The following is a 16,752-nucleotide window of genomic DNA, read 5'->3' as shown; positions in this document are numbered from 1 at the left end:
TCCTTAATTTGGCTTTGTAATTTTTCCGTTGTGAATGTAACATTGAAACATTCGATAAATATCGTTAAAAAGATTATCTGATTGGGTTAGCATTTCTTTAGGAAAATAAAAACGTTCATCCCCATGTATTTCTCCCGCAAGCGCACGGACAAGTGAACTTTGTTTGGATAATTCAATTAATGTTCCGTCATATTCCATTAGCTCAATCTGAGTGCGTGAAGAGACGGCATTTGGTCGGTAAAAATCATATGGTAAATCAAAGCTGGTGTTGATTGCTGTATAAATTGCTGTATCGTAGCCAATTTTTTCAATTAATTGTTTCATGTCTTCAATGAGAGGTTCGTCTTTACCTGTGACAAATTTAACTGACTTGAGAGGTTTTCTATTTAAAAATCGTTTTGATAAATCACTCAATGTTTCATCAGGATGATCACACCACATCATAAAATAACTATTCAAAACATGGTCGTCTAACTTTAAATAATCACTCAATGTCTCGCTTTTTTCTAAAAATGGTACAAGAAGTGGAGACGTTCGTTCAAAGAAATCAGGTGATTCTTTGAATAGTTGTTCAGCATATTTTAATAAATGATCTAAAATCACTTCCATACCACGAGAAACAGGGTGAAAATAAACTTGCATGTACATTTGATAACGACTCACAATATAATCTTCTACAGCATGCATCCCGTTAGTAGTGAAACAAATTCCTTTGTTATATGGACGAATGACACGTAAAATACGAGTTAAATCAAAGGTTCCATATTGAGTTCCTGTAAAATAGGCGTCTCTTAATAAGTAATCCATTCGGTCAGCGTCAATTTGACTGGAAATCATCTGAACGACTTGTTGATTAGGGTACTGTTTTGTAATGACACTTGCCACTTTTTGTGGAAAACCATCTTCTACTTTGTTTAATATTTGATAGATTTCAGTAAAAGGGGACGTGATAATATCCACTGTAAACTGTTCATGATTAGTAGAAAAAATCGCTTCAAATGTATGTGAATAAGGACCATGTCCTACATCATGAAGTAGCGCAGCGCATAAAGCGACTAATCGTTCTTCATCGTTCCAACCGTCAATAGGATCTTTTTCAATAGAAAAATTCCGTTCAAAAATATCACAAATTTGGCGGGTGATTTCATATACTCCTAATGAATGTGAAAAACGGCTATGCTCTCCGCCATGAAAGGTAAACGAAGCCGTTCCTAACTGTTTAATTCGTCTTAAACGCTGAAATTCTTTAGCGTTAATTAAATCTAATATTACTTGATGCTGTACTTGAATATCATTATGGACAGGATCTTTAAAAACTTTTTCAATGGGTAATAGCTGGTGTTTATACGATATCTCCATCTAGTCCTCCTATAAGTGTTGTAATAAGCTCATTACGATCAGTCATTCGTTCAACTTGTCGTGCCATTGCCTCATTAGTCGCGATATCAGACGTAAAATATTCTTCATCCATGCTGGCTAATGGAGTGGTAAATAATTGTTGAAATGCTGCGGTCACCCTTGATTTGACTTCATCAATAGAGAGCTCAGTTTGTAATAAAGTTTCTAAATTTGCCATCGAATGAGGATTAACAGGAGGATAACCGTTTGAGCCAAAGTCATCTCCCAGACCAATTTGATAAAATGCATGCATTAATTCACCACGGGCTTGTTGATTACCATTGACACTTAGATAAATCATGACACTGATACCATTCTTAATTCTTCGTTGAGCGATACCTGCAAATTTTTGCCCATTGATACTCAAATCATAATCACCTGGGCAATAAGAATCTGTTATTTCTTTAGCCTCGATGGTTTGTGAGAAATCAGCAAAGGCTGTTTGAATGATTGCCATAACCAATTCATAGGCTGATGAAATATTAAGTGTGTGTGTATCAGGGTTAGGCAAGATAAATGAAATATTCAAGATACCTTGATCGGCAACAATCCCTAGTCCCCCAGAATTACGTAACATGACATGATAACCTTTATCTGTTAATGACGTTAAAGCGTCTTTAAATAGAGGTACACGAGAATCTTTCATCCCTAGAATGACAGATTGATCTAATTGCCAGTAGTGTAAGACAGGTTGTCCATTTGCAGACATCTGCGTTGTTAACATATCCGTGAAAGCAAAAGGTGTAAACTGTCTTTCTGGCGTTATTATCGCTTGATCATACAGGACAGGCGATAGATGAGTTAAAAATTGATAATAGTTTTTTAGCATGAATAACGCTCCTTTGTGTTAGCTAATTACTATTATATAGGAAATGAACAGAAAAGGTAATCTTCTAACTTTTTCTTCTATAAAAAGATACGCAATAAAGACAAATAAGCTAAAATTTGATACACTAGACTCACTAACGAATAAGCAGGTGTTAAAAATGACTGAACGAAATGACTTACCAATTTCTATTCAATTAAGAACAGAAATTTTTCAAAATGAGCAAATGGATGAACATTATTTTGATGTGTTAGGACAATTTGTCCAAGTGGGTGATAATATCTATATTCGTTATCAAGAGCCCGTTAATAAAAATGAAGCAGAAGCTCAACCGGTCAATGTGACCATTAAAATTGAACCAGATGGAACAGTCCATTTGATTCGGGCGGATCATCAAAGAATGCGTCTAAGTTTTTCTTACCAAAAAGAATTTGAAGCCAATTATCACACACCGTATGGCATTATTCCAATTAAGACGGTGACCAACAATCTACGTGTGACATTAATGGATAAACCTATCTCAGGAAACGTGTTAATTGATTATGAGTTACATGCAGGAGAAGATAAATTAGGCGTCTATCATTTACGCCTACAATTTACAGCGTAATTAACATTTAGGATTGATTTTTAGTACCAAAATATTGTATGATAAACAGTAGACTTTGAAAGGACGTGTAATGATTTGGAGATTAAAGCGTTTGATGGTGTCAATAAAGAAGAATTGTCAATGATTGAAGTAGCACATGCGATTTTAGAAGAGCGTGGGGAGATTATTGATTTCTCTGATCTTGTTAACCAAATCCAAAATTATTTAGGGAAATCTGATAGTGTGATTCGTGAAGAACTATCACAATTCTATACAGATTTAAATATCGATGGTAGTTTTATTTCTTTAGGAGAAAATCGTTGGGGATTACGTTCATGGTATCCAATTGACTCAATCGATGAAGAAGTATCTAACTATCAAGATGAAGATGAAGACGATCGTCCAGTACGTAAAAAACGTAAACGTGTTAATGCCTTTATCGACAGTGATGAAGATGCAATTGATTACAATGATGATGATCCAGAAGATAGTGATTTAAGTGTTGATGATGATGATTACATCGATGAAGATGAAGATGATGAAGAAATTGCAGAATATAATAAAGACTTATCTGAATTAGGCGCAGATGATATCGACGATGAAGATGATATTCCAGAAGGCGTTGAAGATGAATTAACTATCGTTCATGAAGATGATCTAGACAGTGATTTAGATTATGAAGATGAAGAAGACGAAGAAGAATTATAATAAAAAAGAAGGGAAGTAGGCTCATGGGCTTACTTCCCTTCTTTTTATTAGAGACTGAGGATGGATGAGCTTAACGTTTGATTGAAATAAGCTATCCACCATTTATTAATCGGTAATATAAAGCATTCGATATCTTCTATATAGAATGAACGCTCAATTACCCATGTGTGAAAATCATTAGCGACGATGAAATCCCCATCAATGGTCATGGCCACTACTTGAGCATCGTTGGCAAGCAAGAAATCCTTAGGAAGGGTATCAGCATAATGGAGTTGATCAAGTGTTAATTGAAAGATACGCTCAATTCTTGGATATTCTAAAATGAAATAATTATCCAGTTCATAGATAGATTGACTTTTGATAAATTCTTTAAAGGAACTTACGTTATCGTCAAGACTTGCTAAACTATCAATTTGCCATTCATTCATTGGTGGCCTCCTGTTCTACCACATTTGGGATAATAACTTTGAAATCTAAAGCTTTACCTTTAAGACTTTTCCCTTGCATTTCAATAGCGGCAGGCATCAATTTATCCCCGTCATATAAAGGGACGACACGATATCTTACAACGCCTCCACGATTTAATACGTCTCTTACTTTCCCTTCATATGACGTCATATATGGACTGTTAACGGGATTTTGGTAAATCGTCACCAAATTCTTTTTTTCGTTACCGCTACCACCAAATTGATTGCCAATTAAATGACCGCGTGAATGTCCATAAGGTGAAAGACCAGAGATAAAGCCAGGTGGTTTGATCTCTTTATTAGCTTTAGAACCTGTCCCAATCATTGATTTGGTAAGTAAAGCGTCAGCTCCAGTAGGACGCCCTAACTTATCCAATGCTTGATAGGTAATCCAACCTTTGTTAGAAAGTTCAAGTTCCTTATTAGTGAAGGTAGATTTGCCACTTTCTTTAGGAACAGTAGATGTTTGATGACCAACATCGGTTTGCTTAGCCGTTCCATTATTTATTTCAAAAAAATCTGTTACAACGCCAGGTACTTTAACTCCCAGAAGGCTAAGGATTAGGACGATAATTGCCCCCCAAGTATACCATTTGGATTTTTTGTAGGCTTTTTTAGATGATTTTTTACTCATTATGTCACTACTTTCTATAAAATTACCTTTATATTATACGAAAGATTTCGCATGATATAAAGGTATACGCAAAGTTATTTTTTTTGTGGCGTGTTTTCATTTACTTCTTGTTTTAATTCAGCGAGTTCTTGTTCTAATAATACGATTTTTTCTTTTGCCGTAGGCTGTTGTTCCAGGGACTCAGCAGGTGGTTTGATTAAGCGATTGATTGTTAATGCAATAAAAACACCGACAAAAGAATCAAATGTTCGTTCAAAAATATAGATAAGCGCTTGATTTTGCGGAATCGTAAAGACGATAATTAAAAAAGTTGCCTCGCTTGCTACAATTCCTTTGTTTAAATTTAATCCATCATTTACTACAATTAGTAAGCCAACAAAAAAGGGGATTAAAAGGAATGTTGCGAGATCTTTATTTTCAAAAGGTTGTTGCATAAAGTAATACAATACCGCCGCGATACTTCCAACGATGGTTCCTAATACACGAAGACCTCCAAAAGAATAGGTTTTAGGCATGTCTTCTCTTAAGGCGACTATTGCAGATAGACAAGCAATTACTGGTGTATGATTGTCAAAAAAACTAAAGACAAGAATACAAATGGAGACCGCAAGAACGGTTTTCATTGTACGATAACCAAGTCTGAATTGTCCTACTGTCATAAAATTCGCTCCTTTTTTTATGGATACTATTATTATAGCAAATAATGAATAGAATCATGCTATCTAATTAATAAAAATTTATTAATATCGAATCGTGTGATGGCGTGTTTTGAAAAATATGATAAGATAAAGAAAAGAAGGTGAAAATGTGAAAATTGGTTTGCGAACGTTGAAAACGGCGATAAGCGCCCCAATCGCGATTTTTATTGCGCAACAATTACATTTATTGAATCCAGCCTCAGCGGGTATCATTGCCATATTGAGTTTGACGTCAACTAAACGTTCAACATTGAAAGTTGGTTTTGAACGCTTGTTGTCGCTAACCTTAGCGTTAGTTCTTGCATTTGTGGTGTATCATTTAGTAGGATATAATGCCTTAGGTTTTGGTCTGTTTTTGTTGGTGTTTATTACCTTATCAAATGGGTTTAAATTAAATGAAGGAATTGCGGTTAATTCTGTGTTGATTTCGCAGTTTATCGTGTATCAAGAGATGACGCTTTCTAATATCATAAACGCGTATTCGTTAATGATGTTAGGAGTAGGTTGTGCATTATTAGCGAATCTTTACATGCCAGATTTATCAAGTACGTTACGTCACAAACAACAAAATATTGATCAGTCAATTCAGGCGATTATTCGTGATTATGCTAAACGATTAGCTAGTCATCAGACGGTAACATCACAAGATGAAATTATTCATGCTAAAGAAGAACTCGCTTCAGCTAGAAGATGGGCTAAAACACATACCGAAAATCATTTTTTTAGTGATCAAAGTTATTTTCAATCCTATTTTTCGATGCGTGAATTACAATTGCAGTCACTTGAACGTATGGCAAATATTTTGCGAGAAATTACAGTTGAAGATGATAAAGGATTGGAAATTGCTTATCTATTAGAGGAAACCGCTAATGAGTTTTCTGAAGAAAATGATGGTAAACTACTATTAGATAAGCTACAACAAGTACTTTATTATTATCGACAGACTAATCTGCCAAGTGACCGACAAGAATTTGAATATCGAGCTAATTTGTTTCAATTGTTACTAGAGTTTGAACATTTTTTAGAAATAAAAAAAGGTTTTTTATCTTAACGATTAATCTTATGAAGAGGTGAAGAGAAAATGCATCAATCATTTGTTGAAATTGTCGTAGATCGTGTAAAAAGTCAGTATGTCACTGAAAAAATGTTTTATGAAGATTATTTACTAATTAATCAAGAACAGTGGCAAAGTTGGAAACAAGGCGCACTTACTTTGAGTGCAGAAAATAATCAAAAAATTAAACTGTTGTTTTCTGATTATGAATGGATGTTAATACAAAAACTGATTCGTCAAGCAGGACTATTCCCTGAAAAAAGAAATTATGTCGTATCAGAATATAAACGTTTGAAATCACTAATCGCACAGAAGTGGCTTCAAACAGATGAAGCAAAAATTGAATTAATTACACAAAAAAGTCATATAGGACGAAAAAAGACTACCCAGAATTCTAGCAGTCGCTTTGAAATTCGTGTATCACTCGAATATGGTGTATGGGGAATGGACGATATTTTAATTTTCCACCTACCAGCTACTATTCAACAACAAATTGAAAGTTCACCGATTGATTTGTTAGATTGGGTAAGTGAAAATTTAACAGAAAGTTATTTGGATACAAATCAAGAGGGATGAAGTTAGATGTCAAAAAAAATATTAGTATCATTAATTGCCGCTATGGCATTGTTGTTTGTTATTAATCGTGTAGAAGTAATGAGTGGCGAGCATGATAAAAAAAATGTAAAAGTTAGCGACTCATCGACTAAAAAAACAACAACCGCCACAAATGTAACGAAGCCGGTTACTAAAACAAAAGAAAATAGTAAAGAAACTGATTTTTTAAACAAAGTCGATTTATCATTGTATGAATTGATATTAGTTAATGAACGACATGCATTTAGTGATGAGCAGTTACCAGAAGAAACAGGTATTATAGACAGTAATTATCAAGTGCATGCCGATTTAGTAGAGCCTTATAATGAAATGAAGAAAGCAGCAGAAGAAGACGGTATTAATTTAAGAGTAGTGTCAACATATCGTTCAGTTTCTTATCAGCAACAAGTATATGATCAATCAATTATTGATAATAAGAATGCTGGTATGAGTGATGAAGAAGCAAAAAAAGAAACAGCAGAGTATGTGGCAGAACCTGGAAAGAGTGAACATCATACGGGACTAGCTATTGATTTAGTAGATCAACCATGGCTCGATGCAGGTAAAGGATTAATTCCAGAATTTTATGATACGAAAGCCGGAAAATGGATTGATGAACACTGTGCAGATTATGGTTTTATTATTCGTTTTCCAAAAGGGAAAGAGTCAGTCACTAAAATCAATTATGAACCATGGCATATTCGTTTTGTTGGTGTAGAAAATGCGAAGTTTATAATGGCAAATCATTTAACATTAGAGGAGTTTGTTGAATTAGTTGAAAAAACACAAAAAGAAAAGAATTAGTAGGAAGAGAAAAAAGAACTACTTTTTATCGTTTATTGTTATGATGTTAGGGTTGGTTATGCTTTTAGTAGTAAGTACTGGTATTGTAGTAGTTAAAAATATTATTGAAAATAATAGTCCAGGGGTTGAAACAGTCGATAAAGAAGCATTTATTGACAAAATTGCGACAATTGCTCAGCACAATTATGCTCAGTACCGAGTACTGCCAAGTATAGTAATAGGACAAGCTATTTTGGAATCAGACTGGGGTAGAAGTGAGCTGGCATCTTATAATAATTTATTTGGAGTCAAAGCAAGTGAGCAAGAGGATAAAGTTCTATTGCCTACACAAGAATTCGTTCATAATGAATGGCAAAATGTAGAGGCTTATTTTAAGGTTTATCCAACCATTGAAGAAGCTATTATTGACCATAACCGTTTATTTAATGAAGGTGTTTCATGGGATAATCAGCTATATTATGGCGTATTAGCAGCTGATAATTACAAAGAAGCAGCGAATGCCTTACAACAAGCAGGATATGCAACTGATCCAGACTACGCTAATAAGATAATTAACGTTATTGAAGTTTATGATTTATCAAAATATGATAATGATTTTTAATCATAGAGATGGGTGAAGATATGGGGAAATTATTAATTCCAGGTCAAACAATTGGTATAATCGGTGGAGGAAACATCTCTCGTATGTTATGTTTATCTGCAAAAAAATTAGGAATGAAAGTAGGGATTATTGATCATAATCCTAATAATTTAGCTTCAGATGTTGCAGATTGGCAAATTGTTGGAGAAGTTGATGATACGAATAAATTAGTTGAGTTTGCAAATAAGTCAGATGTGGTGTTATATGAAAATGAAAATATTAAATTATCAGATTTATTAGCATTAAGTGAAGTAACCTTATTACCACAAGGCAAGTTATTAATTGAATTATCAAAGAATAGAGTGAAAGAACGTGAATTTTTAGAAAATTGTAACCTCAATATTGCACCTTATCGAGTGGCTCATATGATGGTTGATATTTATGATGCGGTAGAATACTTAGGTTATCCATGTGTTATTAAGCTTGCTGAAAATAAGCCAAATGCACAAAACATTATGGTAATTGAGAGAATGGAAGACTTGAGTGGGTGTGCGGAACTGATTAATCAAGGTCCGTGTATTGTTGAATCGTTGATTCCTAAGACAAAAGAAATTTCAGTGATGGTGGCTAATAATGGGGTGGATAAACCAGTCTTTTTTCCAATTTCAGAAAAAGCGAGAATCCACAAAAAATTAGAAGGTTCAATTGGTCCAGTACATTTATCAGATGAAATGGAACAAGAAATTTATCGAGTGGCAGAAATATTGACGTTAACGTTAAGAGTACAAGGTTTGTTAACTATCGAAATGTTTATCAATGATATGGGAATTATTTATGTGAACACTATTTCGGGCGTGCCAACCTCAGATGGTTATTTTACAGAATATCATGGGACATTATCACAAACAGATGCGTTAATAAGAGCAATATGCGGTTGGCCAATTTCTATCGAATCAAGAAACGATAAATGGCTAACAATAGAAGTCGATAAAGAACACTATTCTAATCTAATTGGACAACTTCCGTATCAAAAAAATTGGCAAGTACAGATATTTGGTTCAAATGTTCAGTCAGTAGTCAATCGTTCGACAGGTGTGGGTTTAGTTGCCATCCCTGTTGATAATTTATCAGAAGCATACAGTGATGCTATCGGTTCACAAATATGGAGTGATTAACATTAAAAAGAAATTGAAAGCGGAAGATAAAGTCCGCGTATACATTAAACAAAATATTGCGTCGCAAAAGTTTTTACCTAATATGAAGCTAGTCGAAGAAGATATTGCAAAAGAATTAAATATAAGCCGCTCTCCTGTTAGAGCGGCTTTGAAAAAGTTAGAAAAAGAAAACGTTGTCAGATTGATTCCCAATAAGGGTGCTTATATTGCTCCCAAAAAGTTAACAACGAAAGAATTCGTAGACAGGATGCAACTTTTTGAATTATTATTAATTCATACCGTCGTGAGAATGGAACAATGGGAACATCGCTTTACATTAGAAGATGAAAAGTTATTCCATGAGTTATCTATCAATATTAACCATTTAACTAACCAACAATTAATAGAGATACAAACTCTATTTTTGAAATTTGAAAAAAATGCTTATTTAGCAGATAGTTTTAAAACAATTATCAAAGAAGTGTTGGTTTATTCTAAGACTAGCGATCATCTTAATATGAAGCAAATCTCGATATTATTTGGACAACTATTTTTCTCGCTGGTTGAAAAAATTCAATTACGTGACTATGCTGAGGCTAGAAAACAAATTAGAGTATTTGTTAATGCTATTTCACTAGATGTGATTGATAATCAAGAAATACATGAAGAAAAATATCTGTTTTAGGAGGAAGTTATGAAGTCAATTTTACTAGGTAAACAAGAAGAGATGAACGTTTCACAAATCGGGATAGGTTGTATGCGAATGGCACAATTAACTGAGCAACAAGTTGTGTCTTATTTAGAACATACACACGAGTTAGGTATTAATTTTTATGATCATGCAGATATATATGGTCAAGGAGCTTGTGAAACAATTTTTGGGAAAGCATTAAAACAAACTAGTTTTAACCGTGAAGATATTATGATTCAATCAAAATGCGGTATCAGATCAGGCTTTTTTGATTTTTCAAAAGAGCACATATTATCATCGGTTGATAATATTCTAACGCGTCTTGACGTTGATTACCTAGATGTTTTAGCCTTGCACCGTCCAGATGCGTTAATGGAGCCTGAAGAAGTGACAGAAGCATTCGTGGAACTTAGAGAATCAGGAAAAGTAAGACATTTTGGTGTGAGTAATCAAAATCCTATGCAAATTGAATTATTAAAAAAATCATTGAATCCTCAAGGGATTGATTTATTAGTCAATCAATTACAAATGAGTTTAATGTTTACGCCAATGATTGATCAAGGGTTTAATGTGAATATGAAAAATGAAGGAGCAGTTATGAGAGATGGCTCATTAATTGAATACAGTCGTTTAAATGACATGACAATTCAAGCTTGGTCACCTTTCCAATATGGCTTTTTCGAAGGAGCATTTGTAGATAACCCTAAATTCCCTGAACTAAACAATACCTTAGAAGAAATAGCACAAAAATATGGCGTGAGCAAAACAGGATTAGCAATCGCTTGGCTATCCCGTCATCCAGCTAATATCCAAACGATAATTGGTACGATGAATAGTCAACGCGTGAGTGAAGTAGCTGAAGCAAGTGGCATCACGTTATCAAGAGAAGATTGGTATGCATTATATCGTGCAGCTGGAAATATTCTTCCATAATAATTACAATGTGAGAAAAGAACCTACGGAAAATGGGTTCTTTTTTTAATTGTGAAAATCGCACAAACTGTATCATTGAATTTTCATAAAAAAAATATATTTTTAATTTATCCGGTATATCCAGAAAACCTTATAATGATGCGCTTACATATAGGCGTCAATAAAGGTTGATTTATTAATGTTGGAAAGAAAATAATACAGTTTTTTTTGTTGTACTATTATTCTGGTATTCTTTTAGTACAAAATTGTACAGAAAAGCAACATGATACAACTTTCACAAAGGCGTTGTATAGGGTGTTTAGTCTATATAATTCAACTAAAAAGACGACGCATCTTGCTTGCAATTAATTTGTTTGCGTGTTAAATTATGACAGTAAGGACAGCAATATGATACAGTTTTGAATGTCTGTTGAGTTTTGAACGTCTAAAAACAATACAATAACCAAAAAGAGAGGATTGTGTAGCAATGGCTAAAGAGAAAACAAACACGATTGATTTCGAAGCACAATTAAAGAATATCAGTCAAGAATTTTCTACAGTGCAAGTATTAGATGAGAACGGAAAAGTAACAAATCCAGATTTAATGCCTGATCTTTCAGATGAGGAATTAGTGGAATTAATGAGTAGAATGGTATGGGCTCGTGTATTAGACCAACGTTCAACTGCATTAAACCGTCAAGGACGTTTAGGTTTCTACGCTCCTACTGCTGGACAAGAAGCAAGTCAATTAGGTAGTCATTTCGCCTTAACTAAAGAGGATTATTTATTACCTGGATACCGTGATGTTCCTCAATTAATCCAACATGGTTTACCATTAACTCAAGCTTTCTTATGGTCTCGTGGCCACGTAGATGGAAGCAAATATGATAAAGATCTAAACGCATTACCACCACAAATCATCATCGGTGCACAATACGTTCAAGCTGCTGGAGTAGCTTTAGGTCTTAAAAAACGTAAAAAAGATGCTGTAGTTGTTACTTATACAGGTGACGGCGGATCATCACAAGGAGACTTCTATGAAGGAATCAACTTTGCTGGTGCTGCTAAATCTAACGCAATCTTCTTCATCCAAAACAATGGATATGCTATCTCAACACCACGTGAAGTGCAAACAGCTGCTACAACATTAGCTCAAAAAGCTGTTGCTGCTGGAATTCCTGGTATTCAAGTAGATGGTATGGATGCATTAGCTGTATATGCTGTAACGAAACAAGCAAGAGAATGGTCAGTAGCTGGAAATGGTCCTGTTTTAATTGAAACATTAACATTCCGTTATGGTCCACATACATTATCAGGGGATGACCCAACAAGATACCGTACAAAAGATATCGAAGATTACTGGGTAAAACGTGACCCATTAAACCGTCTACGTATTTTCTTAACTGAAAAAGGTTTATGGTCTGAGGATAAAGAAGAAGCTGTTATTGAATCAGCTAAAGAAGAAATCGCAGCAGCTATTAAAGAAGCTGACGCTGCTCCAAAACAAAAAGTGTCTGAATTCTTAGAAAACATGTTTGAAGTATCACCTCAAAACGTGGCTGAACAAATTGAAATTTACAAAGCGAAGGAGTCGAAATAAGCATGGCACAAAAAACAATGATTCAAGCGATTACTGATGCATTAGCAATCGAACTTGAAAAAGACGAAAATGTTTTAATCTTCGGTGAAGACGTAGGTAACAATGGTGGGGTATTCCGTGCCACTGAAGGCCTACAAGCAAAATTTGGTGAAGATCGTGTATTCGATGCTCCATTAGCAGAATCAGGAATCGGTGGTTTAGCTTTCGGTTTAGCTTTAGAAGGTTACCGTCCAGTACCTGAAATTCAATTCTTCGGATTCATTTTTGAAGTAATGGATGAAGTAGTAGCTCAAATGGCACGTACTCGTTACCGTTTAGGAAACACTCGTAACATGCCTATCACAATCCGCGCGCCTTTCGGTGGTGGTGTACATACACCTGAATTACATGCTGATAACTTAGAAGGTTTAATTGCACAATCTCCTGGTATTCGTGTGGTAATTCCATCAAACCCATATGACGCTAAAGGATTATTAATTTCAGCTATTCGTGATAACGACCCTGTTATCTTCTTAGAACATATGAAATTATACCGTTCATTCCGTGAAGAAGTTCCAGAAGGTGAATACACTGTTCCTTTAGATAAGGCTGCAGTAACTAAAGAAGGTACAGATGTATCTATTATTACTTACGGTGCAATGGTTCGTGAATCATTAAAAGCCGCTGAAGCTTTAGAAAAAGACGGAATCAATGTTGAAATCATTGACTTACGTACAGTAGCTCCTCTAGATGTAGAAACAATTATCGCTTCAGTTGAAAAAACTGGACGTGTTGTAGTTGTTCAAGAAGCTCAAAGACAAGCTGGAGTATCAGCACAAGTTATTGCTGAAATTTCTGAACGTGCCGTTCTTTCATTAGAAGCACCTATCGGACGTATTGCAGCTCCTGATACAATCTTCCCATTCGGTCAAGCTGAAAGCGCATGGTTACCAAACGCATCAGATATCGAAGCAAAAGTTAGAGAAGTATACGAATTCTAATTATTAGAATAACTTACAAAGGAGAGTAATAACATGGCGTTTAAATTTAAATTACCAGATATCGGTGAAGGTATTGCAGAAGGCGAAATCGTAAAATGGTTCGTTAAAGAAGGCGATACAATCAACGAAGACGATACAATGTTAGAAGTACAAAATGATAAATCAGTGGAAGAAATTCCATCACCAGTAACAGGTAAAGTATTAAAAATTGTTGTTTCAGAAGGAACAGTAGCAAACGTTGGTGACGTATTAATCGAAATCGACGCTCCTGGTCATGAAAGTGAAGAAGAAACAGCTACACCTGCAGCAGAAGCAGCTCCAGTAGCAGCTCCAGCTCAAGAAGGTCAAGCAGTATTCCAATTCAAATTACCAGATATCGGTGAAGGTATTGCAGAAGGCGAAATCGTAAAATGGTTCGTTAAAGAAGGCGATACAATCAACGAAGACGATACAATGTTAGAAGTACAAAACGATAAATCAGTAGAAGAAATTCCATCACCTGTAACAGGTAAAGTGGTTAAAATCGTTGTTTCAGAAGGAACAGTAGCAAACGTTGGTGACGTATTAATCGAAATCGACGCTCCTGGTCATAACACTGCAGTTTCAGCTCCAGCAGCAACAGAAGGAGCAGCTCCAGCAGCAACTACTCCAGCTAAATCATCTTCAACAGGTGAAGCAACTGGTCAACCTTCAAAACGCGTATTAGCAATGCCTTCAGTACGTCAATATGCACGTGAAAAAGGTGTTGATATTACATTAGTCGTACCAACAGGTAAAGCAGGACGTGTGGTTCGTGAAGACATCGATGCATTTGCTAACGGTGGTGCAACAGCTCCAACAACAACAGAAGCGGCAGCAGCTCCAGCAGCAGAAGCTAAAACTGAAACAGCAGCACCAAAAGCAGCGACTCCATTTGCTGGTCTTGCAGAACAAGAAGAACGCGTATCAATGAGCCCAACTCGTAAAGCTATTGCTAAAGCAATGGTAAATAGCAAACATACAGCGCCTCATGTTACATTACATGATGATGTTGAAGTTTCTAACTTATGGGATCACCGTAAGAAATTTAAAGATGTTGCAGCAGCTCGCGACACTAAATTAACATTCTTACCATATGTTGTGAAAGCTTTAGTAGCAACTATGAAACAATACCCAGTATTAAACGCTTCTATCGATGATGCTACAAACGAAGTAGTTTACAAAAACTACTACAATATCGGTATTGCAACAGATACTGACCATGGTTTATATGTACCAAACGTTAAACATGCAGACATGAAGAGCATGTTCGATATCGCTGATGAAATTAACTCTAAAGCTGCATTAGCTCATGAAGGTAAATTAACAGCTCAAGATATGCGTAATGGTACTGTTACAATCTCTAACATTGGTTCAGTTGGTGGACAATGGTTCACACCAGTTATCAACTACCCTGAAGTTGCTATTTTAGGTGTTGGTACAATCAAACAAGAACCAATCGTTAACGCTGAAGGCGAATTAGCTGTTGGTCGCGTAATGAAATTATCATTAAGCTTTGACCACCGTATCGTTGATGGCGCTACAGCTCAAAAAGCTATGAACAATATCAAACGTTTATTAGCAGATCCAGAATTATTATTAATGGAAGGATAAGGTGAAAGAATTATGGTAGTAGGAGATTTCGCTTTAGAATTAGATACAGTCGTAATTGGAGCAGGCCCTGGTGGATATGTAGCCGCAATTCGTGCTTCTCAAATGGGACAAAAAGTTGCAATTATCGAACGTGAATACATCGGAGGCGTTTGTTTAAACGTTGGATGTATCCCTTCAAAAGCATTAATTAGTGCTGGACACAAATACCAAGAAGCTTTAGATTCTGAAATCTTTGGTGTTACAACTGAAGGTGTTAAATTAGACTTTGCTAAAACTCAAGAGTGGAAAAACAACGGTGTTGTATCTAAACTTACAGGTGGTGTTAAAGGTCTATTAAAGAAAAATAAAGTTGAAGTAATCGAAGGTGAAGCATTCTTCGTTGATGAGCACACATTACGTGTTATCAATGGTGAACATGCTCAAACTTATTCTTTCAACAATGCTATCGTTGCAACTGGTAGCCGTCCAATTGAAATTAAAGGATTCAAATTCGGCGGACGCGTTATCGATTCAACAGGTGGTTTAAACTTAACTGAAGTACCTAAAAAACTTGTTATTGTTGGTGGAGGCGTTATCGGTTCTGAATTAGGTGGCGCTTATGCTAACCTAGGAGCTGACGTAACAATTCTTGAAGGTTCTCCACAAATTTTACCAACGTTTGAAAAAGACATGGTAAAACTTGTTGAAAAAGACTTTGACAAAAAAGGTATTAAAATCGTTACTAAAGCAATGGCTAAAGAAGCCGTTGACAATGGTGACTCAGTAACAGTTACTTATGAAGTAGATGGTAAATCTGAAACAATCGATGCTGACTACGTAATGGTAACAGTTGGTCGTCGTCCAAATACTGACGAATTAGGTTTAGAAGTTGCTGGTGTTGAAATGACTGAACGTGGTTTAGTTAAAGTTGACAACCAAGGACGTACTAACGTTAAATCAATCTTTGCTATTGGTGATATTACTCCGGGTGCTGCATTAGCTCATAAAGCTAGTTACGAAGCGAAAATTGCTGCTGAAGCAATCGCTGGAAAACCTGTAGCAATTGACTATATCGGTATGCCTGCTGTAGCCTTTACAGATCCAGAATTAGCAACAGTTGGTTACACTGAAAAAGAAGCTAAAGAAGCTGGCTTAGATGTTAAAGCTATTAAATTCCCTCTAGCAGGAAATGGTCGTGCTTTATCATTGAACCAAACAGAAGGTTTCGTACGTTTAGTAACAACTAAAGAAGATAATGTATTAGTTGGGGCACAAGTTGCCGGCGTAAGTGCTAGTGATATTATTGCTGAATTAGGTTTAGCAATTGAAGCTGGTATGAATGCTGAAGACATCGCATTAACTATTCATTCACATCCATCATTATCAGAAGCGGCTATGGACGCAGCTGAAATCGCATTAGGATTACCAATCCACGCGTAATTAATGATAAAAAAA

Annotated in this window: 18 protein-coding genes; 13 read left to right on the top strand and 5 right to left on the bottom strand. The window is 35.4% G+C overall.

Annotation, left to right across the window (positions count from 1 at the left end):
- Positions 1 to 3: 3 nt before the first annotated feature.
- The gene (locus E4Z98_RS07070; RefSeq protein ID WP_135254544.1) at positions 4 to 1,359 is read right to left on the bottom strand and encodes an HD domain-containing protein; all 1,356 of its coding nucleotides are present in this window, start codon (positions 1,357 to 1,359) and stop codon (positions 4 to 6) included.
- Positions 1,343 to 2,227, bottom strand: a complete 885-nt coding sequence (locus E4Z98_RS07065; RefSeq protein ID WP_135254545.1) for a lipoate--protein ligase family protein — start codon at positions 2,225 to 2,227, stop codon at positions 1,343 to 1,345. The genes E4Z98_RS07070 and E4Z98_RS07065 overlap by 17 nt, the downstream gene beginning before the upstream one ends.
- Positions 2,228 to 2,384: 157 nt before the next feature.
- Between E4Z98_RS07065 and E4Z98_RS07060 the strand changes: the two genes are divergently transcribed.
- Both E4Z98_RS07060 and rpoE read left to right on the top strand, forming a co-directional pair.
- On the top strand, positions 2,385 to 2,831 hold the full coding sequence (locus tag E4Z98_RS07060; protein ID WP_135254546.1) for a YwiB family protein: 447 nt from the start codon (positions 2,385 to 2,387) through the stop codon (positions 2,829 to 2,831).
- Positions 2,832 to 2,906: 75 nt separating this feature from the next.
- Positions 2,907 to 3,518, top strand: coding sequence for a DNA-directed RNA polymerase subunit delta (rpoE, locus tag E4Z98_RS07055; RefSeq protein WP_135254547.1), 612 nt, complete (start codon positions 2,907 to 2,909; stop codon positions 3,516 to 3,518).
- Between the two features lie 47 nt (positions 3,519 to 3,565).
- On the opposite strand, the gene E4Z98_RS07050 is transcribed toward rpoE, so the two are convergent.
- The 3 genes from E4Z98_RS07050 to E4Z98_RS07040 form a co-directional block, all read right to left on the bottom strand.
- A complete protein-coding gene (locus tag E4Z98_RS07050) occupies positions 3,566 to 3,946 on the bottom strand; it encodes a hypothetical protein (protein ID WP_135254548.1) in 381 nt (126 codons plus the stop codon).
- Entirely contained in the window at positions 3,939 to 4,619 is a 681-nt protein-coding gene (locus E4Z98_RS07045) for a DNA/RNA non-specific endonuclease (RefSeq protein ID WP_135254549.1), read from the bottom strand. The genes E4Z98_RS07050 and E4Z98_RS07045 overlap by 8 nt, the downstream gene beginning before the upstream one ends.
- Before the next feature lie 74 nt (positions 4,620 to 4,693).
- Positions 4,694 to 5,278: an FUSC family protein gene (locus E4Z98_RS07040; protein WP_135254550.1), complete on the bottom strand. Its 585-nt coding sequence runs from the start codon at positions 5,276 to 5,278 to the stop codon at positions 4,694 to 4,696.
- A gap of 148 nt (positions 5,279 to 5,426) precedes the next feature.
- Here E4Z98_RS07040 and E4Z98_RS07035 point away from each other — a divergent pair, with 148 nt between their 5' ends.
- The 11 genes from E4Z98_RS07035 (at position 5,427) to lpdA (ending at position 16,737) form a co-directional block, all read left to right on the top strand.
- Positions 5,427 to 6,368 (top strand): aromatic acid exporter family protein, encoded by a 942-nt coding sequence (locus tag E4Z98_RS07035; RefSeq protein ID WP_135254551.1) that lies wholly within the window; start codon positions 5,427 to 5,429, stop codon positions 6,366 to 6,368.
- Between the two features lie 30 nt (positions 6,369 to 6,398).
- Positions 6,399 to 6,947: a hypothetical protein gene (locus E4Z98_RS07030; RefSeq protein ID WP_135254552.1), complete on the top strand. Its 549-nt coding sequence runs from the start codon at positions 6,399 to 6,401 to the stop codon at positions 6,945 to 6,947.
- A gap of 6 nt (positions 6,948 to 6,953) precedes the next feature.
- Complete coding sequence (locus tag E4Z98_RS07025) at positions 6,954 to 7,769, top strand: M15 family metallopeptidase (protein ID WP_135254553.1); 816 nt, start codon at positions 6,954 to 6,956, stop codon at positions 7,767 to 7,769.
- On the top strand, positions 7,741 to 8,370 hold the full coding sequence (locus E4Z98_RS07020; protein WP_241856680.1) for a glycoside hydrolase family 73 protein: 630 nt from the start codon (positions 7,741 to 7,743) through the stop codon (positions 8,368 to 8,370). Before E4Z98_RS07025 ends, E4Z98_RS07020 begins: the two co-directional genes overlap by 29 nt.
- Positions 8,371 to 8,390: 20 nt before the next feature.
- Complete coding sequence (locus E4Z98_RS07015) at positions 8,391 to 9,524, top strand: ATP-grasp domain-containing protein (protein ID WP_167790919.1); 1,134 nt, start codon at positions 8,391 to 8,393, stop codon at positions 9,522 to 9,524.
- Positions 9,517 to 10,188, top strand: coding sequence for a GntR family transcriptional regulator (locus E4Z98_RS07010; protein ID WP_167790920.1), 672 nt, complete (start codon positions 9,517 to 9,519; stop codon positions 10,186 to 10,188). Before E4Z98_RS07015 ends, E4Z98_RS07010 begins: the two co-directional genes overlap by 8 nt.
- Before the next feature lie 9 nt (positions 10,189 to 10,197).
- The gene (locus E4Z98_RS07005) at positions 10,198 to 11,127 is read left to right on the top strand and encodes an aldo/keto reductase (RefSeq protein ID WP_135254556.1); all 930 of its coding nucleotides are present in this window, start codon (positions 10,198 to 10,200) and stop codon (positions 11,125 to 11,127) included.
- 466 nt (positions 11,128 to 11,593) lie between these two features.
- Entirely contained in the window at positions 11,594 to 12,706 is a 1,113-nt protein-coding gene (gene pdhA, locus E4Z98_RS07000; RefSeq protein ID WP_135254557.1) for a pyruvate dehydrogenase (acetyl-transferring) E1 component subunit alpha, read from the top strand.
- A 2-nt stretch (positions 12,707 to 12,708) separates the two neighbouring features.
- Positions 12,709 to 13,686, top strand: coding sequence for an alpha-ketoacid dehydrogenase subunit beta (locus E4Z98_RS06995; protein WP_135254558.1), 978 nt, complete (start codon positions 12,709 to 12,711; stop codon positions 13,684 to 13,686).
- A 33-nt stretch (positions 13,687 to 13,719) separates the two neighbouring features.
- Positions 13,720 to 15,318, top strand: a complete 1,599-nt coding sequence (locus E4Z98_RS06990) for a dihydrolipoyllysine-residue acetyltransferase (RefSeq protein WP_135254559.1) — start codon at positions 13,720 to 13,722, stop codon at positions 15,316 to 15,318.
- A 12-nt stretch (positions 15,319 to 15,330) separates the two neighbouring features.
- On the top strand, positions 15,331 to 16,737 hold the full coding sequence (gene lpdA, locus E4Z98_RS06985) for a dihydrolipoyl dehydrogenase (RefSeq protein ID WP_135254560.1): 1,407 nt from the start codon (positions 15,331 to 15,333) through the stop codon (positions 16,735 to 16,737).
- The last annotated feature ends 15 nt before the right edge of the window (positions 16,738 to 16,752 follow it).

This window comes from Vagococcus xieshaowenii (assembly GCF_004792515.1).
GTDB lineage: Bacteria > Bacillota > Bacilli > Lactobacillales > Vagococcaceae > Vagococcus_A > Vagococcus_A xieshaowenii.
Note: the sequence above shows the minus strand (reverse complement) of the source record. Positions and strands in the feature narration are given on the sequence as shown.